Here is a 25234-nt window from a genome sequence, read left to right as displayed (position 1 = left end):
CAGGGCAACACCGACCAATCGGATGCCAAAGGGCGCAGCATAAAACCCACGGGCGCCACAAAGCCCATGAGCACCGGCACTGTGCATACCGCCCAGGCCAACCAGCGGCGCACGCCGTGCAGGGGCACTGGCAAAGCTTCGGTCGCGGCCGCATGACCCGGACCCGCCGCCGAAAAGCGCATGCGCCGCTGGGCTCGGTGCTCCAGCCACAAAAGCCCCATGACCAACGCCAGCAGCATGGTGGACAGTTGTGCTGCCGCCGTGCGGTTGTCCATGGACAACCATGCCTTGAGGATACCGGTCGTAAAGGTCTGTATGCCGAAGTAGCTGGTGACGCCAAAATCGGCCAGTGTTTCCATCAGCACGAGCGCCACACCGGCTGCAACGGCCGGGCGGGCCAGGGGCAGCGCAATAGTGGCAATGCGGCGTGAGAGCGGCGCACCAAGCAGTCGCGCGGCCTCCATCAGGTGGGCAGCACGCTCACCCAGCGCCGTGCGTGCGAGCAGGTACACGTAAGGGTAGAGCGCAAAAATAAACACCCAGATAGCGCCCCACAGACTGCGCACCTCCGGCAGCAGGCGGCCTTCCAACCCAAACGCCGCACGCAGTCCCACCTGGAGCGGGCCGCTGAACTGCAGGAAATCGGTATACGCATAGGCCGTGACATAAGCCGGCATGGCCAGGGGCAGCAGCAGCAGCCATTCGAGCATGCGCCGCCCTGGAAAATCAAACAGGGTCACGACTGCCGCTGCGGCCGTTCCCACGAACGCAGCCCCCAGCCCCACCCACAGGGCGAGCCAGAGCGTGGTCCAAACATAGCCCGGCAGCACTGTGGCCGCCATCTCGCGCAAGATAGCCCCTGCGGGAGCCTGCGCCACCCCCCAGGGCAACCATGCCCCCAACAGCGCCAGCACGGGAAGCGACAGCAGACCGACAAGCAACAGCAGCGGAAGGGTGCGCAGGACAGCGAGGAAACGTGGCAAGGTGAGCGACTCGGAGAGCAAGGATGGAAATACAGTAGCCACTGGCCCCGCTATCGGGCGCCACTAATACAAATGCGAATTCTAAGCATTTCGCCAACGCCCCCGCCTACAATGAATCCATGTTTCTAGAGGTCTCCCAACTTGAAGTGCGCTACGCCGGCCAGCCGCAGGCCGCAGTGCAAGACGTTTCACTGGGGCTGAGCGCGGGCCAGATCGGCGTGCTGATTGGCCCTTCGGGCTGCGGAAAAACCACGCTGCTTCGCGCCGTGGCCGGCCTGGAGCCCGTGGCGGCGGGAAGAATCCGCCTGGGCGAGCAGATTGTCGGAAGCCCTGGACGCAGCTTGCCCCCTGAGCAACGCCGCATTGGCATGGTGTTCCAGGACTATGCCCTGTTCCCGCACTTGAACGTAGGGCAAAACGTGGCTTTTGGCATCCACAGCCTGCCGCGCGGCGCACAGACTGCGCGGGTGACCGAGGTGCTGCAGCTCGTCGGGCTGGAGGGCAGCGAAAAGCGCTTTCCGCACGAACTCTCGGGTGGCCAGCAGCAGCGCGTGGCACTGGCCCGTGCGCTGGCGCCGCGCCCTCAGCTCATGCTGCTGGACGAACCTTTTTCCAATCTCGATGTGGATTTGCGCGAGCGCCTGGCCCATGAAGTGCGCGGCATCCTGAAAGCCGCAGGCGCCACGGCGCTGTTCGTCACGCACGACCAGCTTGAAGCCTTTGCCATTGGTGACGTGATTGGTGTCATGCACCAGGGCCACCTGCACCAGTGGGACGATGCCTACACCCTCTATCACCGCCCAGCCACGCGCTTTGTGGCTGACTTCATTGGCCACGGCGTGTTTGCACCCGCCACCTTGGTGCAGCAAGGCAGTGCCGTCGTGGTGCGCACGCCACTGGGCGATCTGGCCAACCTGACCGAATGTCCCCTGCCTTCCAGCTACCCGGCGGGCGAATGCGACGTGCTGCTGCGCGCCGACGACATCGTGCACGACGACGCGGCGCCAGTGCAGGCCCAGATCGTGCGCAAGTCATTCCGAGGATCCGAGTTCCTGTACACCCTGCGCCTGCACAACGGCCAGGCTCTGCTGGCCCATGTGCCCAGCCACCATGACCATGCCCTGGGCGAATGGATCGGCATTCGCGCCCAAGTGGACCATGTGGTGACTTTTGAGCGGACGCCTGCGATTTAGGTAAAAAAGGCCCCTAGCGCTTTACCATCAAGCGCTGATAGCTCTGTTTGTTATAGCAATTCTCGTCCATGCCTCGATCAGGGCTTGGCCTTGCGCTGCAGCCCCTCCAGGGCTGCAACGTTCACCTCGGACAGCAGGGAGCGCACCGCGCGCATGTCCATGTTGTCACCCTCGATGCTGACCAGGATGCCGTTCTTCAGCACCATCTTGAACTCTGCCTGGCTGCCGTCCTTGCGGTAGCTCTGGTGCAGGGTACGGCCACCTTCCTGCCAGGTCTTCTCGGCATGCTCGCGGTCTTCTTTTTCGCCCTGTGCCATGCCCATGGCCAGGATAGCCATCTGGCCCATACCGCCCAGGTCGGTGATTTCCAGGCGCGCCTCCTTGTCGCCATTGCTGAATTGCGCGCTGGCCTGGCTGGTAGGCAAGCCCAAGGCAGCACCATCCTGCACGTCAAAGCCTGTGCGGGCCATGTCCCCCAGTTGTTCAGGCAGCGCCGCCTTGAGGGATTGCGCGGCCACCGCCTGCCCGCCGCCCATCATGCCAGCGGCAGCCGCCACCGCCTGGCCCGTGGCTGCAGCAATGGCGTTGGGGTCATTGCTTTTCTGTGCCTTTTCCATCTGGCGAGCGGCCTCTTCCATCTTCTTGCTCGCCGCCTCCAGCCCGGCGGTGTTGATGCTGACCTTGCCGCCCGGTGTGGTCACCGAGATCGCAGAATCGTCTGCGCTGCCCATGAGCATGCCGCCCCGGGGCATGAACATGTTGCTGACAAGCCCCATGACCACCCCCATCACGATGGCAGCCACCAGCACCACGGCGGTGTACGCCAGTGACTTCTCTGGCGGATTTTTCATCAGAATAGGCAGCCCGCAATAGATCAGGTAGATCGAATACAGCGCGGCCAGCAAACTGAGCATGGCCAGCGCCGGCAGCAGACTGAAGAGGCCTCCCAGCATGGCAGCCGTGCTGGCGTAAACGGCCAGTTTGAGCGCCTGCATCTGGTCTTTCTGACCACCAAAGGTCGGAGCCAGGGCATTGACAATGAGCGCCAGCACAAACACGCCCACCAGGCTCAGCACGTAAGACACCACCATGCTGGCCAGGCCCGATAGGAACGGCACACGGATGGAAACCCCAAAGGCCCCCATGCCGATGATGGACATGCCAATGAAACCGCAGACCGCCGGAATGGCCGCCAGCACCATGAAGTAGCGGGTATACAGGCCTGCTACATCCGCCTGCTCGCCCTCGATGGTGGCCCAGGTGTCCTTGGGTTGAAGAAGAATGCTTTTGACGCGCTGTACCAGATCCATGGTGTCCTCCCTGCAGTGTGAAGGGCCAGGCTGCATAGGCACCGGCCCGAAAGATCCGGACGATACGGGAATTGCGTGTCCAAAAGACCAACATTCCATACCAAAAGCGCCCGATACGTGGAATATGCACGCTTTTCAAGACAGATGCCAGCTCGAAAGGCATTTTTGACACACTAACGATCACCCGCGCCGCAGGCTGTCCACGGTGTGGTGCAAGTGCAGCGCCCAGGTACGCCGATCACGCTCCAGTGCATATTCAAGCACCCCAAAATGCACGATGGCCTCGATCGGCGGCGCGCACAGCGTGCGCCAGATGGAGCCCACCAGGGTTTCATCACCAACAAAGCTGGGCGCAAAACTGGTGGAGCCCGTGGCCTTGTCGACAAACCGCAGGCCTACGGGTTGCACCGGCGCCTGGGCAGCCACGGCAGCCTGCAGCAAGTTGGCATGAAAGGGCAGCATGGTGCGCCCATCGCCGGTCGTGCCTTCGGGAAACACCGCCAACACTTCACCCTGCGCCAGCGCCTGCTGCATGGACTGCACCACGCGCAAGGCATCGCGGGAAGAACTGCGCTCAATGTAGAGCGTGCCCGCTGCCGTGGCCAGCGTACCAACCAGCGGCCAGTCCTGCACGTCCGACTTGGAGACAAACCTGCAATAGCGTGCCGCATGCAACACCGGAATATCCAGCCACGACAGGTGGTTGGACACCAGCAAAACCGGGCCGACCAGCGCAGGAGCCCCGCGAATCGAGAGCGAAACGCCCGCATGGGCCAGCAGCGCCAGCGACCAGGCCTGCACCCGGGCCTGCTGTTGCGCGGGTGACAGCGCCGGAAAGCGCAGCGCTACGACCCACAGACCCTGGGCGACATGGAACAGCAGACGCAGCAAACGCCCGCAGGCCTTGAAGTGCTTCACAAAAACCTGGCCTGGCTTAAAGCGCGCTCACTGTCTCAGCTTCGTTCAAACGCAATCTGCCCAGCCACCAACGTGCAGCGCACCCGCCCCGGCAGCTCGTAGCCCGAAAACGGCGTGTGTTTGCCCTGGCTGCGCAGGGCCTCGGCCTGCACAATCCAATGGTCCTTCGGATCGAAGATGCAGACATCCCCCACCCCCCCCACCACCAACTGGCCCACGCTGGCCTGCAGGGTTCCCAGGGCACTGCCCAACACGCGGGCGGGCTCGCTGGTCACTACGGCCAGAGCACGCGCCAGGGGCGCGCCACTATCCTGCGACCATTTGAGTGCCAGGCTCAGCAGCAGCTCCAGTCCGGTAGCGCCGGGTTCGGCTTCGGCAAAAGGCAGTGTCTTGGCGTCTTCGTCGACCGGGTTATGGTCTGAGACCAGTGCGTCGATGGTGCCGTCGCGCAGGCCCGCCTGCAGGGCATCGCGATCGCGCTGCTGGCGCAGCGGCGGCGTCAGCCGCGCCCGGCTATCAAAAAAGCCGATGTCCGTGTCCGTCAGATAGAGTGAATTGATGCTGACGTCGCACGTCACATTCAACCCCTCGGCGCGGGCCTGGCGTACCAGCGCCACCCCTTCGGCGCTGGACAGACGGCACAGGTGCACATGCGCCTGGGTCGCCCGGAGCAGCTCAAAAATGGTATGCAGCGCAATCGTCTCGGCCGCCACTGGCACGCCCGACAGGCCCAACCGCGTGGCCAGCGAGCCACTGGCCGCTACGCCCTTGCCCAGATGCAGCTCCTGTGGGCGCAGCCAGACGGTGTAGCCAAAGGTGGCCGCATACTGCAATGCGCGCTGCAGGACCTGCGTGCTGGCCAAGGGCACCTCGGCCTGGCCAAAACCCACACAGCCGGACTCGGTGAGCTCGGCCATTTCCGTCAGCACCTCGCCCGCCAGCCCGCGCGTAAGGGCGCCCAGCGGAAACAGGCGCGTCTGGTGCAGTTTTTCGGCGCGGAACTTGAGCATCTCCACCAGCCCCGGCTCGTCGAGCACGGGGTCGGTATCGGGCGGGCACACCAGGCTGGTCACACCGCCGGCCACTGCAGCCGCCATTTCGGATTCGAGCATGCCTTCGTGCTCATACCCTGGCTCGCGCAGACGGGCCGCCAGGTCCACCAGCCCGGGCAGCACGATGCAACCTGTGGCGTCAATGCTGCGCTGGGGCGCAAAATCGGGCGGCACGCGGTTCACGCCCACGATACGGCCTGCCGCGATGGCGATGTCACAGGTCTGGTCAAGGCCCGAGGCGGGGTCGATCACACGGCCGTTCTGGATCAGTATCTTCATGATTTCAAGCCAAATTGGCTGTTAGCGCTTACTGGACAAGCGCAAACAGCTATCAAATAAATAGCAGTCTGCATTACATCAACAGACACCCGCGCCGCAGCAGACCCACGCCAGTGCCCCCGTGGAACCGGCTTTGCCGGGCCACTGGGGGCGTCCCCCTTGGGGGAAGACGCGAAGCGGTTCAGGGGGTTAAGCCTCATTCCCGGCCACGATCGACATGACCGCCATGCGCACCGCAATGCCAAAGGTGACCTGCGGCAGGATCACGGCCTGCGGGCCATCCACCACGGCAGAGTCAATCTCTACGCCCCGGTTGATGGGACCGGGATGCATGACGATGGCGTCCGGCTTGGCCAGCCGCAGTTTTTCGGGCGTGAGGCCAAAGCTCTTGAAATACTCCTGGCTCGACGGCAGCAGCGCGCCGCTCATGCGCTCGTTCTGCAGGCGCAGGGTGATGATCACGTCGGCATCCTTGATGCCCTCTTCGAGGGTGTGGCATACACGTACGCCCATCTCTGCCATGTTGGATGGCACCAGGGTACGCGGCCCCACCACGCGCACTTCGGCGCAGCCCAGCGTGGTCAGGCCGTGGATGTCGGACCGCGCCACGCGCGAGTGCAGCACATCGCCCACGATGGCGACGGTCAAGTTGGAGAAATCCTTCTTGTAGTGCCGGATGGTGTACATGTCCAGCAGCCCCTGCGTGGGGTGGGCATGGCGCCCGTCGCCCGCATTGATCACATGCACATGGGGCGCCACATGCTGGGCGATGAGGTAGGGCGCACCCGATTCGCTGTGCCGCACCACGAACAGGTCAGCCGCCATGGCCGACAAGTTGGCAATGGTGTCGAGCAGCGACTCGCCCTTGCTGGCCGAGCTGCGCGCGATATCGAGGTTGAACACGTCGGCCGACAGGCGTTTGGCCGCGATCTCGAACGTGGTGCGCGTGCGTGTGCTGTTCTCGAAGAACAGATTGAACACGCTCTTGCCACGCAAGAGCGGCACCTTCTTGACCTCGCGGTCATTCACGCTCACGAAGTTGGCGGCGGTATCGAGGATGTGCGTGACGATGTCGCGCGGCAGGCCCTCGATGGACAGCAGGTGGATCAGCTCGCCATGGCGATTGAGTTGGGGGTTGCGCTGGTGCAGCACGGCTCAGGCCTCTTTGATCTGGAAGTGAAATTGACCGCCCTCGTTGCGCGCCAGCGCCAGCGATTGGGTGCCAGGCAAAGCGACGCGGGCGGCGGCAAAGTCGGCCTGCACGGGCAGTTCGCGTCCGCCCCGGTCCACCAGTACGGCCAGGCGCACGCGGGCCGGGCGACCGTAGTCGTACAGCTCGTTGAGTACGGCGCGCACGGTGCGGCCGGTGTAAAGCACATCATCGAGCACCAAAATATCTGCGCCATTGACATCGAAAGGCAGCGTCGTCTGGGCGCTGGCGGCCAACCCACGCTGCGCAAAATCATCGCGGTGCATGGAGGACGACAGCACACCGGCCTCCCCATCGAGGCCCAGGTCCTTCTGCAGCCGCTCGGCCAGCCAGGCGCCGCCCGAGGCAATACCCGCCAGACGGGTGGTCGGCTCGCGCAGCGTACGCACGCCGCGCAACAACTCACGGTACAGGGCCTCGGCGTCAAGCACCAGGCTACCCGGGGCGCCAGAGGGAGATGGGGTCATGGAAGGCTCCTCAGGAACTGTTCAAGAATGATGCAGGCCGACGCCGCATCGGCATCGCGCGCACCGTCCGCCAAGGCCTCGGTGGTGCTGTAGCGCTCATCCACCTCATAGACCGGCAACCGGAAGCGGCCATGCAGTTGCCGGGCAAAACGCTGTGCACGGCGCGTGTTTTCGTGGCTGGCACCATCGGGGTGGTAGGGCACGCCCACCACCAGCGCGTCGGGCTGCCATTCGGCAATGCGCTCGGCCGCGCCCACAAAGCGCGCGTCGCCCTCGGCACGGATGGTGGTCTGCGGGCTGGCGGTGCGCAACATCCGATTGCCAACCGCCACGCCCGTGCGCTTGAGGCCAAAGTCAAAGGCGAGAAAGGTCTGCAGATGGATGGGAACCTCTGGCGTTGCAACCGGCGGCGCAGCGTCGCTCATGCGTGGCCCGCCCCGGGCGACAGGCGCCACGCCTCCAGCCCCAGCAGTCCCAGGGCGCTGTCGTAGCGTTGCTCTACCGGAGTATCGAAAATCACCGACAAATCGGCACCCACCGTCAGCCAGCTGTTCTCAGCCAGTTCGGATTCGAGTTGCCCCTCACCCCAGGCCGAGTAGCCCAGTGTGACCAAAACCCGCCGCGGCCCTGCCCCGGTGGACAGTGCTTCCAGCACATCTTTGGAGGTCGTCATCTCCAGCCCCCCCGGAATCACCATGGTCGATGCGTACGCTGATTCTTCGGGAATGTCGCCAGTGCCATGCAAGGATTCGTGCAGCACAAAGCCGCGCTCGGTCTGCACCGGACCGCCCAGAAACACGGGCGCATTGGTCAGGTCGTTGCGGCCCAGAGACAGGTCGACTTTGTCGAACAGGCCTTTAAGGTTGATATCGGTAGGTTTGTTGATGATGAGCCCCAGGGCTCCGCGCTCGCTGTGCTCGCACAGGTAGACCACGCTGCGTGCGAAAGACGCATCCTCCATCCCGGGCATTGCGATGAGGAAATGGTGCGTCAGGTTCATGGGCGCAGAATGGGCAGACATAGACTGATTTTACGGTGAACATGCCCGCCAGATACCGCACAGGGCTGGTTTGGTTCCGGCGCGACCTGCGCACTGCAGACCAAGCCGCTCTCTACCATGCCTTGCGCCAATGCGCCCAGGTGCATTGCGTTTTCGTCTTTGACCGTTCCATTCTCGACGCCCTGCCCCGCATTGATCTTCGGGTGGACTTCATTCGCAGCGCTGTTGAAGGGCTTGATGAGGATCTGCGGGCACTGAACGGGCGCCCGGACGGCGGCTTGATCGTGCGCCACGGGAGCGCAGAAGACGAAATTCCGTCGCTGGCCGCTGCGCTGGACGTGCAGGCCGTTTTTGCCAACCACGATGACGAACCCCAGGCACTGGCGAGAGATAGCCAGGTGCGCACGGCGCTGGCGGCTTCGCGCAAGGCTTTTCACACCAGCAAGGACCACACGGTTTTCGAACGCAGCGAAGTGCTGACCCAGGGCGGTACACCCTACAGCGTGTTTACGCCTTACAAAAACGCTTGGCTGCGCAAGATCAATGCGTTTTATCTGAGCGCCTACCCGGTCGAACGCCATGCGCAGGCCCTGGCACCCCGCCCGCCATGGGCCTGCAGCCCTGTTCCCTCGTTGCAGGAACTGGGGTTTTCATGCGCGCCGCGCCTGCCCATCCGGCTGGCCACCGGTAGCCGAGGTGCGCAGCTTCTGCTCGATGAGTTCCTCACCCGCATAGAGCACTATGACAGCACGCGCGACTTTCCCGCGATCAAGGGTCCCAGCTACCTCGGGCCCCACCTGCGTTTTGGCACCATTTCCATCCGCACACTGGCGCGCACCGCCCATGCGCTGGCACAGTCGGGCAGCCCGGGTGCCAGCACCTGGCTCAACGAACTGATCTGGCGGGATTTTTACTTCCAGGTCCTGCACCACCACCCGCACGCAGCGCAGCGCAGCTTCAAGCCCGCGTACGACGCGATCGCCTGGGAGAATGGCCCGCACGCTGCCGACTTGTTCGACGCGTGGTGTACGGGGCGCACAGGCTATCCGCTGGTCGATGCAGCAATGGCGCAGATCAACCAGACTGGCTACATGCACAACCGCCTGCGCATGGTGACGGCCAGTTTTTTGTGTAAACACCTGGGGCTGGACTGGCGCTGGGGAGAGCGTTACTTTGCAGAAAAGCTCAACGACTTCGATCTCGCCGCCAACAACGGTGGCTGGCAGTGGGCCAGTTCCAGCGGATGTGATGCGCAGCCTTATTTTCGGATCTTCAACCCGGTGCTCCAGAGCCGCAAGTTCGATCCGCAAGGCCGCTTCATCCGCCGCTACCTTCCGGCATTGTCAGATCTGCCCACTGCGGCGCTGCACGCGCCTTGGCTTGCACCTATCGGCACCTTGCAGGCTGCGGGTATCGAGCTGGGGCGCGACTACCCCGCCCCGATCGTGGACCACGATGCGGCGCGCCAACGGACCCTGCTTCGCTATGGAGTCGTCAAGGAAGGATAGGCAGTGGCGGGGCCGCATCATCGTCGGCATTGGGAGCCATGTGCATGCCTTCCACACTCAGGGAAGCACCGGCGGCCAGCCGCATGCGCAAGGCCATGTCCGTCTTGTTGTCTGCATGGGCCACAGCCTCTGCCTGTGCAATTTCCCCACGCTCGAATAATTGGAAAATGGACTGGTCAAAAGTGCACATACCCACTTCCCCGGTGCGCTCGATGGCTCCCCGTAACCCTTCGATTTGCCCTTTCTGGATCAACTCCGAAACATAGTGCGTCAGCAGCATCACCTCGACCGCAGGAACCTGGCGCTTGTGCGTTCCCACAATAAGGCGCTGAGCTACCACCGCTTTGAGATTGAGTGACAAATCCATGCGCAGTTGGCCATGTGCTTCTTCAGGGAAGAAATTCAAAATCCGCTGCACCGCCTGGCTGGCATTGTTGGCGTGCAGGGTGGAGATGCACAGGTGACCTGATTCGGCGTAATGCAGGGCATGCTGCATGCTGGTGCGATCGCGGATTTCACCAATCATGATGACATCCGGCGCCTCGCGCATGGCGTGGCGCAGTGCTTCGTCATAAGACAGGGTGTCGATTCCAACTTCACGCTGGGTCATCAGAGACTTCTTGTGGGCGTGCAAGTACTCGATGGGGTCTTCAATGGTCAGGATGTGGCCTGCCGTGTGCGCGTTGCGGTAATCCAGCAACGATGCCAGGGTGGTCGTCTTCCCCGAACCGGCGGCGCCCACCGCCAACACCAACCCGCCTTTGAGAAATGCCAACTGCTTGAGCACCGCTGGCAACCCGAGGGCGTCGAGTGACAGGATCGTGGGGGACACATAGCGCACCACCATTCCCACCTGCCCGCGCTGACGGTGCACATTGATCCGGAATCGATCTGCGTTGCCCGTTTGGTACGCCAGATCACATTCCATGCACGACTCAAAAGCAGTGACCTGGGCTGCATCCATGACCGAATAGGCCATGTCGCGCACATCATGGGCCTCCACAGCAGTGGAACCCAAGGTGAAAAAGCCCCCTTGCCGCTTGAGGGTGGGAGGAGCCCCTGCTATCAGAAAGAGATCCGATGCGCCTGCGCGCACCATTTGCTGCAAACAAGAAAGCAGCCGGGGGTCGCCGGAATGTTTCAGATCATCCACTTTCAGCGTCTCCCGGTTGCATTTCCGGCCCTGCTGTCAGCGCTGGGCGGTCAGGCAGTCACCGCATCGGCAGCCAACTTGGCGTAATGCTGTATGAGACTCAGCAACTCGTCATCCGAATATGGCTTGCCCAGGTAATGGTTCACGCCCAACTCCATGGCATGTTCACGGTGCTTCTGTGCGATACGCGACGTGATCATGATGATGGGAAGGTCGCGCAGCGCAGCATCGGCCCGGATGTTGCGCGCGAGGTCGAAACCATCCATGCGTGGCATTTCGATATCCGACAGAACCACCGTGGGTCGCTCTTCCTGCAGCCGCTCCAGTGCCTGCAGACCGTCTGCCGCCAAGGACACACGGTAGCCTTCGCGCTGCAACAGGCGCTGCGTGACGCGCCGTACCGTGATCGAATCGTCCACTACCAGCACCAATGGCACCTGCCCCGATGCAGGAGGCACGGCCGCGACTGGTATCCCCGCGCCAACATCCGACGACGATATTGTCACAGGTGCCTGGGAAGCACTGCTTGCGCGCACCTGCTCGCCATACACCGTGGACAGCGCCACCGGGTTGTAGATCAGCACGACAGCCCCCGAAGCGAGCACGGACATGCCCGCCAAGCCAGGGAGCCTGGACAACTGCGGCCCCAGGTTCTTCACCACGACTTCACGGTTGCCAAGCACTTCGTCCACATGCATGGCGATGCGTTGCGATGCACTGCGCAGCACCACTACAGGCCGGGTCTTGCCCGCAGCTGCGTCATGGCTGCGCGGCGAAGCCTGCAGCAAGGCGCCAGACCAATAGAAAGGCAGGCTCTCGCCAGCCACCTCGAAGGTTCCGGTCCGGTACGCTGCTTCCAATTCAGTCACTGGCACCCGGCGCACAATTTCCACAATGTTCGCGGGCACGCCCACAGCCAAATCGCCGGCACGCAACATCACCACCTGCGTTACCGCCGTGGTCAACGGAAGCACCATGCGGAATGCCGCACCCTTACCGGCCTCGGTCGTGGTTTCGATCCGTCCACCCAGGGCGTTCACTTCGGCCCGCACCACGTCCATGCCAATGCCCCGGCCGGAAAGCCCAGTCACTTCGGATGCGGTGGAGAAGCCCGGCGTGAAGATCAGATTGGCAGCATCGGTGTCGCTCAGTTCTGTGTCCGCGCTGATCAGCCCTTGAGACAATGCTTTTGCCCGGATTCCCGACAAATTCAGCCCGGCACCGTCGTCTCGGAACGCAACCGAAACGTCGTTCCCTTCGTGGCGCAAATCGACCGAGATCGTCCCGGAAGCGGGCTTGCCTTGGGCAAGCCGCTGCTCCGGTGTTTCGATGCCATGGGCCACACAGTTGCGCAACAGGTGCTCAAACGCTGGCGTCATACGGTCAAGAACGCCCCGGTCCATTTCAATCGACCCCCCCGTGATGTCGAGCTTAATCTGCTTGCCGGTTTCCTTGGACGACTGCCGCACCACGGCATAGAGCCGCTCTGCAATACCTTCGAACTCGACCATGCGGGTACGCAGCAGGTCGCGCTGCAATTCACGCGCTTGCCGTCCCTGTGCAATCAGGTCGTCCTCGGTGCCTTCCACCGTACGCTGCAGATTGCGCTGGATCGTGGCCACGTCGTTGACCGATTCCGCCATCATGCGGGTCAGCTCCTGCACCCGCGTGAAACGGTCGAACTCCAGCGGATCGAAACCGGCCGCAGATTCCTTGGACAACGCCAGTCGCGACTGCATCTGGGATTCAGACTGAACCTCGATATCGCGCAATTGCTGGCGCAAACGCTCCAGGTTGCCCGTGAGATCGGCCATCGAACCCTTGAGCTGACCCAGCCGCGCTTCCATGCGGGAGCGGGTGATCATGACCTCGCCGACCTGGTTGACCAGTCGATCCAGCAGCTGTGCACGCACCCGCACCGAATGTCCGGCCGTGGCGCGCACGGGGGCCAGTTCGAGCGGTCCCTGGGGCCGCGCCACCACCGGACGCCGCGGCTGCTCGGCCTGCGGTGCCTCGCTTGCCGGTGCCGCCTCGGGTTTGACCGGCGTGACCGCTACTGCTTCGGCAGGAGCCTGGTCACTGATGGCTCGCAGCGCATTGAAGTTCGCCTGCAAACCGTCAAAGCTACCCAGCAAGGGATCGATATCCGCGGACTGCACTGTTTCCACATCCAGCTGCTCAATAGCGGATTCGAGGCGGTGGGAGAGTTCTCCCAAACGCATGGCGCCCGCCAACCGCGCACTGCCCTTGAGGGTATGCAAGGCACGCAGCACCTCGGTACGCGCACCCAGGTTGTCTGGCCGCGAGGCCCATTGGCGCAAGGCACCGCCCAAAACCGGCAACAGTTCTGCGGCTTCTTCTTCGAAGATCGGGAAGAGGTCCGGGTCAATGACGTCGATCGCATCGATATCGTCGTCGATATCCGCGGGCGCAACAAAAACGGGGTCTGCTGCTTCAGCGGCGCCACCAGCCTGTTCGCGCAAGGGAACGGAGAGGGCCGGCGCCACATAACCACGTACCACCTCGGGCTCGACAGTCTCGGCGGATGGCGACACCAATGTCTCGGGCTCCGGTGCCGGGACGGATGGCTCCAAGAGTGCGGCGCGCGCATTTTCTTCCCGCCATGCTTCCATCGCCTGCTCGGCATCTTCGATGGGGGGCGACTGCGTACTCACAACCTCGGTTTGGAGGATCCGCTGCAATTCATCCAATATTTGCGGATTGGTCTCCTTGAGGAAACCGGCCGCAAACTGGTGCAAAAGGCGTCGCATGTCTTCCGCTGCATCCAGGAATGCGCGGGCATCTTCGGGTTCGCCTTTGGACTGCAACTGCACATGCTCCAAGGCATGCTCGAGCAATCGGGCGGTATCGGACAATGCAGAAAAACCCACCGTGGCGGAACTACCGGCGAGCGAGTGCGCAAGCGCCACCGCCATGTCGGGCAGTCGCTCGTGCAACTCCATCGACCATTCCTGGAGCGATGTCACAAGTCTGCGCGACCACTCATCTGCCTCGTTCAGGTAGACGTTGTAGAGCGGAATGCTGATGCGCAAATCGCCAATGACTTTAACGTTGTCATCCTGGGCCGGCTCGGAAACTACTGCTACGGGCTCTGGAACGGCCTCAGTCTCCAGAGACGGCTCGTCGTGCGCCGCTTCAGCGGGAAGCAAGGCGCTTTCAAGGTCTGTCGCCAGGGCTGGCGCAGCTTCCAGCATGGGAAGCTCCAGACTGTCGTCTGCCAGACGCACCTCTTGCACGACTGGAGCGGTCAGATCAAGCGGAAGATCGACATCCGTCTGCGGTGCGGCCTCTGGCACCACAGGCTCTTGCGTGGCCATGGCGGAAGAAAACTCGGAAAAATCGATGTCTTCTGCCAGCGGAATCTCTGTGGTGGGCTCCGGGGACACCGCTTCTTGCGCCAACCCTACAGACTGGGTTGCGGAGAACTCGAAGGAAGGGAAATCATCCGCCAAAATCTGCTCATCTGGCGCTGCTTCGGACACCGCCTCCTGGACCATCGGCACCGCTGCTGCAGTGTGCGATTCACCAGGAAGCTGCAGAGGCAGTTCGGTACCCTCCAAGCGCATGGCGTCTGCGACGCTGGCAAACATCTGGACCTGCCATGCACCAGCGGTACCCGCAGCGATGTCATCGGCCCAGCGACCAAAACCGTTCAAGGCCTGGTTGGCCAAATTCAGCAGCGACGGCTGCATGGGTTTTTGCTCAGCCAGCCAGGCATTGAGCAGCTGCTCCATGGACCAGGCTGCTTCACCAAAATCATTCAAACCTACCATGCGCGAGCTGCCCTTGAGCGTATGGAACGCCCTGCGCAGCGTCGTCTGCTCGCTGAGATTGCCGGGTTCTGCCTCTAGAAGCTGCACCGCAGCCAAGCCGTTCCCGACCACTTCGCGCGCTTCTTCCAGGAAGATGTCCAGGAGCTCATCTTCCACCTCGGTGACCACGGAGATCACCGGCAAAGGTGGCATGACAGGCGCAGTTTCAGCTGCAGGCGCTGAGATTTCTTGTGCTACCAGGGAGTCAGACTCCAGGGACACGGATTCTTCTTCAATCAGCGGCGCAGGCTCAAGCTGTACAGCCTCCACGGCCTCCGGCACCGCTGGCAGCGCCACAGCGGGAGGAACATGGGCGTAGTGTGATTCGCGCGGTACGACCTCGGGCAACGGCACAGGGGCGCGTTCCTCGATTTTGTGCTCCACGTCCTCTGGGCTGTCCGCCTGGTCGGTCACTCGGGCGCGGGTACGTCCCATCAAAATGCGCAACTCACCCAGTTCTTCGTCATACACAAAGAGCTTGCGTGCCATGGCACGCTGGTAGCTCAGCATATCGATGAGGAACCCCAAGGCTCCCAGGCTATTGCCCAGTTTCTCGAAAGTTTGTTTGCGTTCCTCTTCCGAACCGACATCATTCACCAGCAAACGCTCGACGGATTCGCGCATGCGCAGCACGGCCAACGAAGCCTGGTCCAAGCCAAGCACCGAAAGTACGCCGCGCATCTGAGCCAAGCGCCCCGGCACGGAGGTCAAAGGCGTCACATCTTCCGGGTTGCGGAAAAACTGATCCATGGCACGCTCGGCCTCGCCCAGCGTTGTGCGCAGTTCGCCCACCACACTGCCCATGGTCTGGTTGTCACTGACGCGCCGGTACAGCTCCTCCATCCAGGGCTCCAGCGGATCCGGTTCACCGCCCGCCGTGACATGGTCCAGCCGGTCTGCGAGCCGCGTGGCACGGGCTACCATTTGCTCTTCTGCGGTATCCGTTTCCTCCAGAGCGGCCTGGAGATACAACACGGATGTCGCCACTTCCATGGCCAACGCGGCCGAAGGAGGCTCGCCAGCCCGGGTGGTCGATTCCACCGCCCGGGTCAGCGCTTGTGCCAGGCTTTCGCTGTTGCGGTGCAGTTTGCGCAGGGAGTCACACACCAAGCTGAATTGGTCTGCCGCGGGCTTGAGCTTGTTGCGATCGCCGCCTGCCAGTGCGGACCAGGTTTCTGCGACGGCCGAAATGCGCTTGCGCGCCTGCGCCAGAACAGCAGGATCGAACCGACCAAATCGGCGCGATTCGTAGTCCACTGGCGGAGCACGGTCTAAGTCGAATGCCTTGCGCACCGCACGCAGATAGGGAACCTTATCGTTCTCGGACGGCTGCGCTTGCGAACAAAAAAACAGCAGATCCTGCACCAGCCTGTCCGCAATACCCGAGTCGCCTCGGGCCAGCGTGGCGTACTGCATGAGAATGCGCGAGGCCACCCGTTTGGCATAGACATCGGCCGCGAACAAACCACGGCCAAAGGCCTCGAAATACCCTGCGCAAATTTTCCAGAAAGCACGGGACTGGCGATCAGTCTGGGTTGCGACAAATCCGAGCGCGATATCACGCAAGTCATGGGCCGCATCAAAGTCGGCATCCTTCACGATGCGCAGAACGGCCTGGTCAAGACGCGCGCGCGCCGCCGGCCCATAGGCCAGCGGTTCAGCCGTAACTTCGACATCGGGTTCGCGGAAGCGCCGCTCGACGGGCCATAGATCGGCCGGATGAACGCGGTCAGCGCCCGTCAATGCCTGCACATCACGGTACTGGGGGAACAAGGCCACTGACGAGACAAGCTTGCCTGCCAGCACGCTTTCCAAATATTCGCTCAATGCAAAACTGGCCCGCTCCAGCGCGCCTGCAGCGTCGTCGGTGCACAGCTCAGGGCGTTGCACGAACTTCTGAACCGCGGTTTCCATGGCCCGGAGCACCAGCGCCGGTGATGCCATACCAACCATTTCAAGTGCGCCGCTGGCTTGGTGCAATTGTTGGCGCGCAATGCGCAAGGTGGCTACGTCCAGCGTAGCAAGATCCGATTCACGCGCCAGATCGGCATCGTGCACGAAGCGGCGCAGCGCCTTGACGGCACCGTCCAGGGACTTGCGCAATTCCTCGAGCACCCATGCCAATGGTCCAAGGTCCTGTTCGCCAGAACCTCCCTCGGCATGTGGTGCGTTGACGGCATCAGTAGATGACATGGATTCGTTCCCGGCTGCACAGAGCCCGTTTGTTGTTCGGTACGTCAGGCAATCTTGAACCGGGCCACAGACTGGCGAAGTTCCTCGGCCATCGTGGAGAGTTCGCGCACCTGCTGCGCCGTAGCACGCGTACCTTCACCGGTCTGCTCGGTCACCGCAAAAATGTGCTGGATGTTTTCTGCCACCTCGTTAGCCAACGTGGCTTCACGCGACGTGGAAGACGAGATCTGCTCGATCAGCTCCGCAAGGCGACGCGACACGCGGTCAATTTCCGTCAGTGCGGTACCTGCGCTGTCCGACAGGCGCGCCCCCTCCACCACACCTTGCGTGGAGCGTTCCATAGCGGCCACGGCATCTTGTGTGTCGGTCTGAATGGCCTTCACCAGCGCCGAAATCTGGCGCGTGGCGTCTGCGGAGCGCTCAGCCAGTCGCTGCACTTCTTCGGCCACCACAGAGAAGCCCCGGCCAGCTTCACCAGCGGAAGCCGCCTGAATGGCGGCGTTCAGCGCCAGCACGTTCGTCTGCTCCGTAATGTCGGAAATCAGTTCGGTGATTTCACCAATCTCTTGCGAAGATTCGCCCAGGCGCTTGATGCGCTTGGATGTGTCCTGGATCTGGTCGCGGATGGAGTTCATACCGCCGATGGCGTTTTGCACAGCTTGCAAACCCGAATCTGCAGCCTGCAGCGACTGGCGCGCCACCGTGGCAGACTCTTCCGCCTGGGTAGACACCTCGTTGATTCGGGAAGCCATGTCGAGCACGGAGCGACCCGTTTCACGAATTTCCCGCAGCTGTTCGGTCGATGCGGCCAGCAGCTCAGTGGAGGTGTTGTCCACCATGGCGGTGGTTTGAGCCACCCGGGTTACCGTGTTCTGCACGCTGCCTACCAGTTGGCGCAATTCTTCCACCGTGTAGTTCACCGAGTCAGCGATAGCACCCGTAATGTCTTCGGTCACCGTGGCTTCCTGCGTCAGATCGCCTTCAGCAACCGATTGCAGTTCGTTCATCAAACGCAAAATGGCGGCCTGGTTGGCGTCGTTGACGCGCTTGGCTTCCTGTTCCTGGCGCTGTGCGTCCTTTTGCTGGGCCTCGGCTTCGAGCTGGCGGCTGCGGCTGTCAAGCAGTTGCACACGCGAAATACCGACACCGCACAACAGCACGAAAATACCGGCCAACACCAGCGCCGCCAATTGGCCTGCACCGATACCCGTCTGCGCCGAGAGTTTGTTTTGCAGCCCTTCGAGCTGGCGGCGCAGCGGCTCGCTGTCGCCCAGAATGGCCGTCTGTGCCTCACGCGCCGAAACCAAACCCTGCAGGTTGCCCAGAATAGCGCTTGCCTGGTTACGGGTGTCTTCGTAGACCTTGATCAAAGCAGCGAGCTGCTCCCGGGTTTGGGCATCCTTGGTGGCGGTCAGGCGCAACTCAGGACTGCCATCCAGCAGACCTTGTGCAATTTCCTTGAACGAGTTCAAGTCCTTGCCCAGCAGGAACACCGCCTCAGGGCTCACACCTTCTGCGGTCTGGAACTCGTTGGCCGACTTACCGATACGCTGTGTCAACATCACCAACTGGCCTGCAGCGGAAATCTCTGCGGCGGGGGCGTTTTGCTGCAGCTTGAGCGAAGACACGGTTTCTGCGATTTCCAACAGATCCGAGGACTGGCGGTTGATCGTGCGCAGGGCATCGCCCACTTGCGTCAGGATTTTTTGCTGCCCCATCACGACGCTTGCATTTTTCTCTGCGCGCTCCATCAATGGCGTCACTGCGTCCAGGTCTGTCTTGAACGACTCGCCCAGGGCCTGCACGTTCAGCTCTGAATCACCCGCATTCAGTGCCCGCACGTTACGCGCCAGCACGCCCGAACTCTCGACCACGTCCGGGAAAGCCTGCGGACTCCCGACCAAGGCCTGCGACACCGACTTGGCCAGGCGCTGCGACTGCATGAGCGATTGACCAGTGGCGGTCAGCTGCTGGGCAGAGCGGTCTGCCTGCTGCAGCACCCAGGTAGCAATCAAAGCCAACACCGCCACGCCCACGGCAAGAAGAATCAGCAACCGCCGCTGGTGCGCAGCGGCACTGGCTTCGCCCAGCAGAGGCAGCGAGATCAGGTCAGCATCATCTTCCGACCGCACCGGACTGGCTGCTGCAGAAGCATAACCATCCGGATCACCCTGCACACTATTCAAACCATCCGCCGAATAGTTTTGCAGCTCATCGAGGGACAGCGCGTCCTGATCCGCGGCCAGGCCATTGCCAGCTTCCTGGCTGACAGGCTTGCGATTGAACAGATTACCAACTTGTTTGACGACAGACATGGGGCAGCCTTACAGAAGAACTCAAGCACTGATGCTCAAAAATGCGGTGTGTTGAGACAGGGCCTGCAAATTGAGCTCCTGCCAGCGCTTACCGTCGGAATCGATATAGGTCGTACCAAAAAACACTGGAGCATCCTCGGCCGGCGACTCGGAGGAAACAAAGGCGTCCGTGCCGCGCAGCCCCGCCAGTCGATCGACCAGCAAAGCGGCATTCACCTCCAGTGCGGCATTGAATGCCAGCAGACTGGTCTCGGACAGCGCCTGATCGGTGCGCATCGGCGCATCGCCCATCAAGCCAGCCAGATCCACCACGCCCGTGAGGCCACCGCGCAGGTTGGCTACCCCCATAAACCATTTCTGGGTGTATGGCACATGCTGCACCACAGTCCACGGAAAAATTTCGCCTGCATGCCCGAGAGGCAAAAGGTAAGACTTCCCGGCGGACTCTACGGCCAGCCAGGAAGAAACCGACAAACCCTCCGTCCTTGCCGCTTGCAGACGGCTGGCGAGACGTACCTGGAGCTCTCTAAGTGCTTCGCGATTGGCCATAGAAGATGCCGGACCTTCAGTTCAAAGCATCGATCTTGGCTTGCAGCTCCGCTGCATCGACCGGCTTGGTGATGTAGCCACGCGCGCCCTGGCGCATGCCCCATACACGATCGGTCTCCTGGTTCTTGCTGGTGCACATGATGATTGGCACGTCGGCATAGAGCGGGTCACGCGAAATGGCACGGGTCAGCTGAAAGCCATTCTGGCCTGGCATCACCACATCCATGAGAATCAGATCGGGTTTTTCTTCCGCCAAGCGGCGAAAGGCTTCTTCGGCATTTTCAGCCGTTCGCACCTGCATGCCTTTTTTCTGCAGCAGGTCCGTCAGGAACATCAATTCAGTCTTGGAATCATCCACGACCAGTACTTTCTGAATAGCCATTACATCGCTCCTTGATCAGGATTGCCAAATTGCTGCACAGCCTGCAACAGTTGGTCTTTGGTAAAAGGTTTGGTGAGATATTCCTGGCACCCCACCATGCGCCCACGCGCCTTGTCAAAAACGCCGTCCTTGGAGGAAAGCATCACCACCGGCGTATCGGCGAAACGGGCATTGCGCTTGATGATAGCTACCGTCTGATAGCCATCGAGCTTGGGCATGAGGATGTCACAGAAGATCAGCTGCGGATGGTAATCGTTGACCTTGGCCAGCGCATCAAATCCATCGTCCGCCAATAAAACCTCATGTCCGCCCTGTTTTAGGAAAATTTCCGCGCTGCGTCGGATGGTATTGCTGTCATCCACGACGAGAACTTTGAAAGATGCGCCGGTTGTAGTCAATTGTCACTGCTCCCGATGGGAAAAATAAACAACGCAGTCAAAGGCTGCGTTTCAGATCTGGACCATCTCGAAAACACTCTTGCCTGCGCCACATTCAGGGCAGGTCCAATCGGCAGGAACCTGATCCCATGGCGTACCGGGTGGAATGCCGTACTCCGGTGAACCCCGGGCCTCGTCATAGATCCAACCACAAAGCAAACACATCCAAGTCAATGAGTCGGTCACAGCTTAAGGGGCCTTCACATAGAATGCAACGATTGTATCCAGACACCTGTGCTGGTTGCCGCTTTTGCGCCACCCCACACACCGCAACGGGCCCATGCCACTCCAGCCGCCTTCCCCCCTCCCTGATGACGGCCTGCCCCCCAGCGCCGAGTCCCAGGCCAACCCGGCCTGCGTGATGGTGTTCAATGCCAGCGACCCGAGCGGAGCCGGTGGTTTGACGGCCGACATCACTACGGTGGCATCGGTGGGCGGGCACCCGGTGGCTGTCGTCACGGGGGCCTACATACGTGATACCGCTGAGGTTTTCGACCATTTCTCCATGGACGACGAGGCCGTCACCGACCAGGCACGGGCAGCACTGGAAGACCTACCGGTGCAGGTAATCAAAGTAGGGTTTGTGGGAGGGCCTGAAAACATCAGCGCCATTGCCGAGTTGACGGCGGACTACCCCGACCTGCCCGTAGTCAGCTACATGCCCAACCTTTCCTGGTGGCAGGATGACCTGATTGACCAGTACCTGGATGCCTTTCGCGAGCTTTTGCTGCCGCAAACCACCGTGTTGGTTGGAAACCACAGCACCTTGTGGCGCTGGCTCCTTCCCGATTGGAGCAGCGACAGAAATCCGGGCCCGCGCGACATCGCTGCAGCAGCCGCCGAGATGGGCGTGCCCTACACACTGGTGACAGGCATTCCCCTGCCCGAGCAGTTCATTGAAAACGCCCTGGCATCGCCCGAGACCGTGCTTTCTTCGAGCCGGTTCGAGCTTTTCGACGCCACCTTTGCCGGCGCAGGCGACACCTTGTCGGCGGCGCTGGCCGCCCTGCTGGCTTGCGGCACGGACCTCACCGAGGCCTGCAACGAAGCCCTGGCCTATCTCGACCATTGCCTGGACGGAGGTTTTCGTCCCGGCATGGGCCATGTCATCCCCGACCGTATGTTCTGGGCCGAGCCCGACGACAGCGACGATGACACCCCCGACCCCACCGAACCACCCAGCCTTGAAGGCTTCGGGCTACCTCCCCATGACATCAAACACTGACCTCAACCTTCCCCTCTTCGAACGCGCCAAAGCCGTGATTCCCGGCGGCGTGAACTCTCCCGTGCGCGCGTTCAAGGCCGTAGGCGGCACACCTCGCTTCGTCAAGCGCGCCCAGGGCGCGTACTTCTGGGACGCGAACGACCAGCGTTTCATTGACTACATCGGCTCCTGGGGCCCCATGATCCTGGGCCACGGCCACCCGGCCGTGCTCGAAGCCGTGCAAAAGGCAGCGCTTGAAGGCTTCTCGTTTGGCGCGCCGACCGAGCGCGAGGTGGAACTGGCCGAGGAAATCCTCAGCCTGGTGCCCTCGATGGAGATGGTGCGCCTTGTCAGCTCGGGCACCGAGGCCGGCATGAGTGCCATCCGCCTGGCGCGCGGCGCCACGGGCCGCAGCAAGATCATCAAGTTCGAGGGCTGCTACCACGGGCACGCCGATGCGCTGCTGGTCAAGGCAGGCTCGGGCCTGGCCACGTTTGGCAATGCCACCAGCGCGGGTGTGCCCGCCGAGGTGGTACAGCACACCTTGGTACTCGAATACAACAACGTAGCACAGCTCGAAGAAGCGTTTGCCCTGCACGGCAAGGAGCTGGCCTGCGTGATGATCGAGCCCATCGCGGGCAACATGAACCTGGTGCGTGCCAGCGTGCCCTTCATGCGCCGCTGCCGCGAACTGTGCACCGAGTACGGCGCCTTGCTGGTGCTCGATGAGGTGATGACGGGCTTTCGCGTGGCGCTGGGCAGCGCGCAAAGCGTGTACGCCAAGAGCATTCCCGGTTTCAAACCGGACATCACCGTGCTGGGCAAGGTGATTGGCGGTGGCATGCCGCTGGCCGCCTTTGGTGGCCCGCGCGCCATCATGGAACACCTCGCACCGCTGGGTGCGGTGTACCAGGCCGGTACGTTGTCGGGCAACCCGGTGGCCACCGCCTGTGGCCTGGCGACGCTGCGCGAAATCCGCAAACCCGGTTTCTTCGACGCGCTGTCCGCCTCGACGCACTCGCTGGTCACCGGCCTGAAAGCCGCTGCCGCCGCCGAGGGCGTTCCGTTCAGCGCTGACTGTGAAGGCGGCATGTTCGGTTTCTTCCTGCTGCCCGAGCTGCCGCAAAACTACGCCCAGGTGCTCAGGACCGACAACGCACGCTTCAACACCCTGTTCCACGGCCTGCTCGACCGGGGCGTATACATTGCGCCGGCGCTGTATGAAGCCGGTTTTGTGAGCGGGGCGCACACAGCCAGCGACATCGAAACCACCGTGGCGGCCGCCCGCGAAGTGTTCAAAACACTATCAAAAATATAGCTTTATGCGCTTACTGGATAAGCGTTAGAAGCCAAAAACACTTCAAGTTTATAGTTCTGTCTCCGCAACCCCCACTGCCCTGCCCATGCTCGCTGCGTTGAAGTTCCTGTTTGCCACGCTGATCCTGGTGATCAACACCCTGGTGCTGTGCAGCTCGATGATCCCGTTCGCCCTGGCCAAGCTCATCCTGCCGGTCACGGCGGTGCGCCATGTGTGCGACCGCGCTCTGATGGGCATCGCAGCACTGTGGATGGACATCAACACCTTCTGGCTAGACACCGTCAACCCGGTTCGCTGGGATGTCACAGGCATTGAAGGGCTTGACCCCCAAGGCTGGTTCCTGGTCGCCAGCAACCACCAGACCTGGGTGGACATCCTGGTGTTGCAGCGCGTCTTCAACCGCCGCATCCCCATGCTCAAGTTCTTTACCAAGAAAGAACTGATTTATGTGCCCGTGATCGGCCTGGCCTGGTGGGCGCTCGACTTTCCCTTCATGCAGCGCAAAGGCGGCGCCAGCGCCCGGGCCGACCTCGCCGCAGGGCGCAAGGCCTGTGAAAAATTCCGCCTGGTACCCACCTCGGTGATGAGTTTTGTCGAAGGCACGCGCTTCACCCCGGCCAAGCACGCACAGCAAAAATCGCCCTACCGCCACCTGCTCAAACCCAAGGTGGGCAGCCTGAGCATGGCGCTGGAAACCCTGGGCGATGCCTTTACCGGTTATCTCGACGTCACTATCGTCTACCCCCAGGGCGCCCCCACATTCACCGACGCCCTCTGCGGCCGTATCCCCGAGGTGGTGGTGCGCGCCCAACTGCGCAGCATTCCCCCCCAGGCATTGCCGGCCAACGGTGAACCAGCACCGCGCGCACCCGTACAAGCCTGGATCAATGAACTGTGGCAGGCCAAGGATGAGGAAATCACGCAGATTCTGGCCAGCAAGAAAGCCACGGGCGCTTAAAGAGTCCTGCCCGACAACAAAAAAGCGGCCGAGGCCGCTTTTTTGTTGTCGGCCCCAATGGCTCAATGCCTGAAGTGACGCACGCCCGAAAACACCATGGAGACACCGCGCTCATCGGCGGCATCAATCACTTCCTGGTCGCGCATGCTGCCCCCGGGCTGGATGACGCAGCTGGCACCGGCGTCCACCACCACGTCCAGGCCATCGCGGAAAGGGAAGAAGGCATCGCTCGCCACCACGGTGCCCACCAGGCTCAGGTTGGCATGCTGCGCCTTGATGCTGGCGATGCGCGCCGAGTCGAGGCGACTCATCTGACCGGCACCCACGCCCATGGTCATACCGCCCTTGCAGAAGATGATGGCATTGCTTTTGACGTACTTGGCCACCTTCCAGGCGAACAGCAGGTCTTCCATTTCGCTCAGCGTGGGCTGCTTTTTCGTCACCACACGCAGATCCATGAGCGAAAGCTCATAGTTGTCGGCCGTCTGCAGCAGCAGGCCCGAGCCAATGCGCTTGGCATCCATGGCATTGCGGCCGCGCTCCCAAGAAGTCGTGCCACCGTGCTTGGGCAAGGCGATCTTGAGCAGACGCACATTGGCCTTCGATTTGAAAATTTCCAGTGCCTCGGCAGTGAAATCCGGCGCCATCAGCACTTCGACGAATTGCTTGCTGATCTGCGCAGCAGCTGCCCCGTCCACCGCGCGGTTGAAGGCGATGATGCCGCCAAACGCGCTGGTGGGGTCGGTCTGAAAGGCCTTGGCATAGGCCGACGCGGCATCCAGCGCCACGGCCACACCGCAGGGGTTGGCGTGCTTGACGATCACGCAGGCGGCGGCGTCAAAGCTCTTGACGCATTCCCAGGCAGCATCGGCGTCGGCAATGTTGTTGTAGGAAAGTTCCTTGCCTTGCAGTTGCACGCCCGTGACGAGCGAGCCGGGCGCCGGGTACAAGTCGCGGTACAGCGCGGCCTGC

At 62.1% G+C, this 25234-nt stretch carries 20 protein-coding genes and 1 pseudogene; 5 read left to right on the top strand and 16 right to left on the bottom strand.

The features are described from left to right. Window positions 1-983, bottom strand: a pseudogene (locus ACYVOC_RS14135) (ABC transporter permease); the annotation flags it as partial. Between the two features lie 119 nt (window positions 984-1102). Between ACYVOC_RS14135 and ACYVOC_RS14130 the strand changes: the two are divergent. Then, entirely contained in the window at window positions 1103-2176 is a 1074-nt protein-coding gene (locus tag ACYVOC_RS14130; RefSeq protein WP_461162221.1) for an ABC transporter ATP-binding protein, read from the top strand. 77 nt (window positions 2177-2253) lie between these two features. On the opposite strand, the gene ACYVOC_RS14125 is transcribed toward ACYVOC_RS14130, so the two are convergent. The 7 genes from ACYVOC_RS14125 to ACYVOC_RS14095 form a co-directional block, all read right to left on the bottom strand. Continuing rightward, entirely contained in the window at window positions 2254-3486 is a 1233-nt protein-coding gene (locus ACYVOC_RS14125; protein WP_461162220.1) for a Yip1 family protein, read from the bottom strand. 180 nt (window positions 3487-3666) lie between these two features. Next, on the bottom strand, window positions 3667-4404 hold the full coding sequence (locus tag ACYVOC_RS14120; protein WP_461162219.1) for a lysophospholipid acyltransferase family protein: 738 nt from the start codon (window positions 4402-4404) through the stop codon (window positions 3667-3669). Window positions 4405-4439: 35 nt separating this feature from the next. Further along, window positions 4440-5735, bottom strand: coding sequence for a dihydroorotase (locus ACYVOC_RS14115; RefSeq protein WP_461162218.1), 1296 nt, complete (start codon window positions 5733-5735; stop codon window positions 4440-4442). A 189-nt stretch (window positions 5736-5924) separates the two neighbouring features. Then, window positions 5925-6887, bottom strand: a complete 963-nt coding sequence (locus ACYVOC_RS14110; protein ID WP_461162217.1) for an aspartate carbamoyltransferase catalytic subunit — start codon at window positions 6885-6887, stop codon at window positions 5925-5927. Between the two features lie 3 nt (window positions 6888-6890). Beyond that, on the bottom strand, window positions 6891-7412 hold the full coding sequence (pyrR, locus tag ACYVOC_RS14105; RefSeq protein WP_461162216.1) for a bifunctional pyr operon transcriptional regulator/uracil phosphoribosyltransferase PyrR: 522 nt from the start codon (window positions 7410-7412) through the stop codon (window positions 6891-6893). Beyond that, window positions 7409-7837 (bottom strand): Holliday junction resolvase RuvX, encoded by a 429-nt coding sequence (gene ruvX, locus ACYVOC_RS14100; RefSeq protein WP_116003019.1) that lies wholly within the window; start codon window positions 7835-7837, stop codon window positions 7409-7411. Before ruvX ends, pyrR begins: the two co-directional genes overlap by 4 nt. After that, window positions 7834-8433, bottom strand: a complete 600-nt coding sequence (locus tag ACYVOC_RS14095; protein ID WP_116003018.1) for a YqgE/AlgH family protein — start codon at window positions 8431-8433, stop codon at window positions 7834-7836. The genes ruvX and ACYVOC_RS14095 overlap by 4 nt, the downstream gene beginning before the upstream one ends. A gap of 20 nt (window positions 8434-8453) precedes the next feature. Between ACYVOC_RS14095 and ACYVOC_RS14090 the strand changes: the two genes are divergently transcribed. After that, window positions 8454-9920 (top strand): cryptochrome/photolyase family protein, encoded by a 1467-nt coding sequence (locus ACYVOC_RS14090; RefSeq protein ID WP_461162215.1) that lies wholly within the window; start codon window positions 8454-8456, stop codon window positions 9918-9920. On the opposite strand, the gene ACYVOC_RS14085 is transcribed toward ACYVOC_RS14090, so the two are convergent. From ACYVOC_RS14085 to ACYVOC_RS14055, 7 genes are read right to left on the bottom strand one after another with little or no spacing between them, the layout of a single operon-like run. After that, on the bottom strand, window positions 9907-11073 hold the full coding sequence (locus ACYVOC_RS14085) for a PilT/PilU family type 4a pilus ATPase (RefSeq protein ID WP_461162214.1): 1167 nt from the start codon (window positions 11071-11073) through the stop codon (window positions 9907-9909). The two genes, ACYVOC_RS14090 and ACYVOC_RS14085, sit on opposite strands and share 14 nt — an antisense overlap. 50 nt (window positions 11074-11123) lie before the next feature. Then, window positions 11124-17099, bottom strand: coding sequence for a hybrid sensor histidine kinase/response regulator (locus ACYVOC_RS14080; RefSeq protein WP_461162213.1), 5976 nt, complete (start codon window positions 17097-17099; stop codon window positions 11124-11126). Window positions 17100-17143: 44 nt separating this feature from the next. After that, window positions 17144-19414 carry a methyl-accepting chemotaxis protein gene (locus ACYVOC_RS14075; RefSeq protein ID WP_116003014.1) on the bottom strand — a complete coding sequence of 757 codons (2271 nt, stop codon included), beginning with the start codon at window positions 19412-19414 and terminating at the stop codon, window positions 17144-17146. 21 nt (window positions 19415-19435) lie between these two features. Next, window positions 19436-19963 carry a chemotaxis protein CheW gene (locus ACYVOC_RS14070; protein WP_461162212.1) on the bottom strand — a complete coding sequence of 176 codons (528 nt, stop codon included), beginning with the start codon at window positions 19961-19963 and terminating at the stop codon, window positions 19436-19438. A gap of 16 nt (window positions 19964-19979) precedes the next feature. Further along, window positions 19980-20345: a response regulator gene (locus ACYVOC_RS14065; protein WP_116003012.1), complete on the bottom strand. Its 366-nt coding sequence runs from the start codon at window positions 20343-20345 to the stop codon at window positions 19980-19982. Continuing rightward, window positions 20345-20743, bottom strand: coding sequence for a response regulator (locus ACYVOC_RS14060; protein ID WP_116003011.1), 399 nt, complete (start codon window positions 20741-20743; stop codon window positions 20345-20347). The genes ACYVOC_RS14065 and ACYVOC_RS14060 overlap by 1 nt, the downstream gene beginning before the upstream one ends. A gap of 51 nt (window positions 20744-20794) precedes the next feature. Then, window positions 20795-20947, bottom strand: a complete 153-nt coding sequence (locus tag ACYVOC_RS14055) for a rubredoxin (RefSeq protein WP_116003010.1) — start codon at window positions 20945-20947, stop codon at window positions 20795-20797. Window positions 20948-21062: 115 nt separating this feature from the next. On the opposite strand from ACYVOC_RS14055, the gene thiD reads away from it, so the two are divergent. The 3 genes from thiD (at window position 21063) to ACYVOC_RS14040 (ending at window position 24262) form a co-directional block, all read left to right on the top strand. Then, a complete protein-coding gene (gene thiD, locus ACYVOC_RS14050; protein WP_461162211.1) occupies window positions 21063-22007 on the top strand; it encodes a bifunctional hydroxymethylpyrimidine kinase/phosphomethylpyrimidine kinase in 945 nt (314 codons plus the stop codon). After that, a complete protein-coding gene (hemL, locus tag ACYVOC_RS14045) occupies window positions 21991-23304 on the top strand; it encodes a glutamate-1-semialdehyde 2,1-aminomutase (protein WP_461162210.1) in 1314 nt (437 codons plus the stop codon). Before thiD ends, hemL begins: the two co-directional genes overlap by 17 nt. 85 nt (window positions 23305-23389) lie before the next feature. Further along, entirely contained in the window at window positions 23390-24262 is an 873-nt protein-coding gene (locus ACYVOC_RS14040; protein WP_116003007.1) for an acyltransferase, read from the top strand. 62 nt (window positions 24263-24324) lie between these two features. Here ACYVOC_RS14040 and purH read toward each other — a convergent pair. Continuing rightward, the coding region (gene purH / locus ACYVOC_RS14035; protein WP_461162209.1) for a bifunctional phosphoribosylaminoimidazolecarboxamide formyltransferase/IMP cyclohydrolase at window positions 24325-25234 on the bottom strand (910 nt) is incomplete at its 5' end.

It is taken from the genome of Simplicispira piscis (genome assembly GCF_054783455.1).
This window is presented reverse-complemented; position numbering and strand designations above follow the sequence as displayed.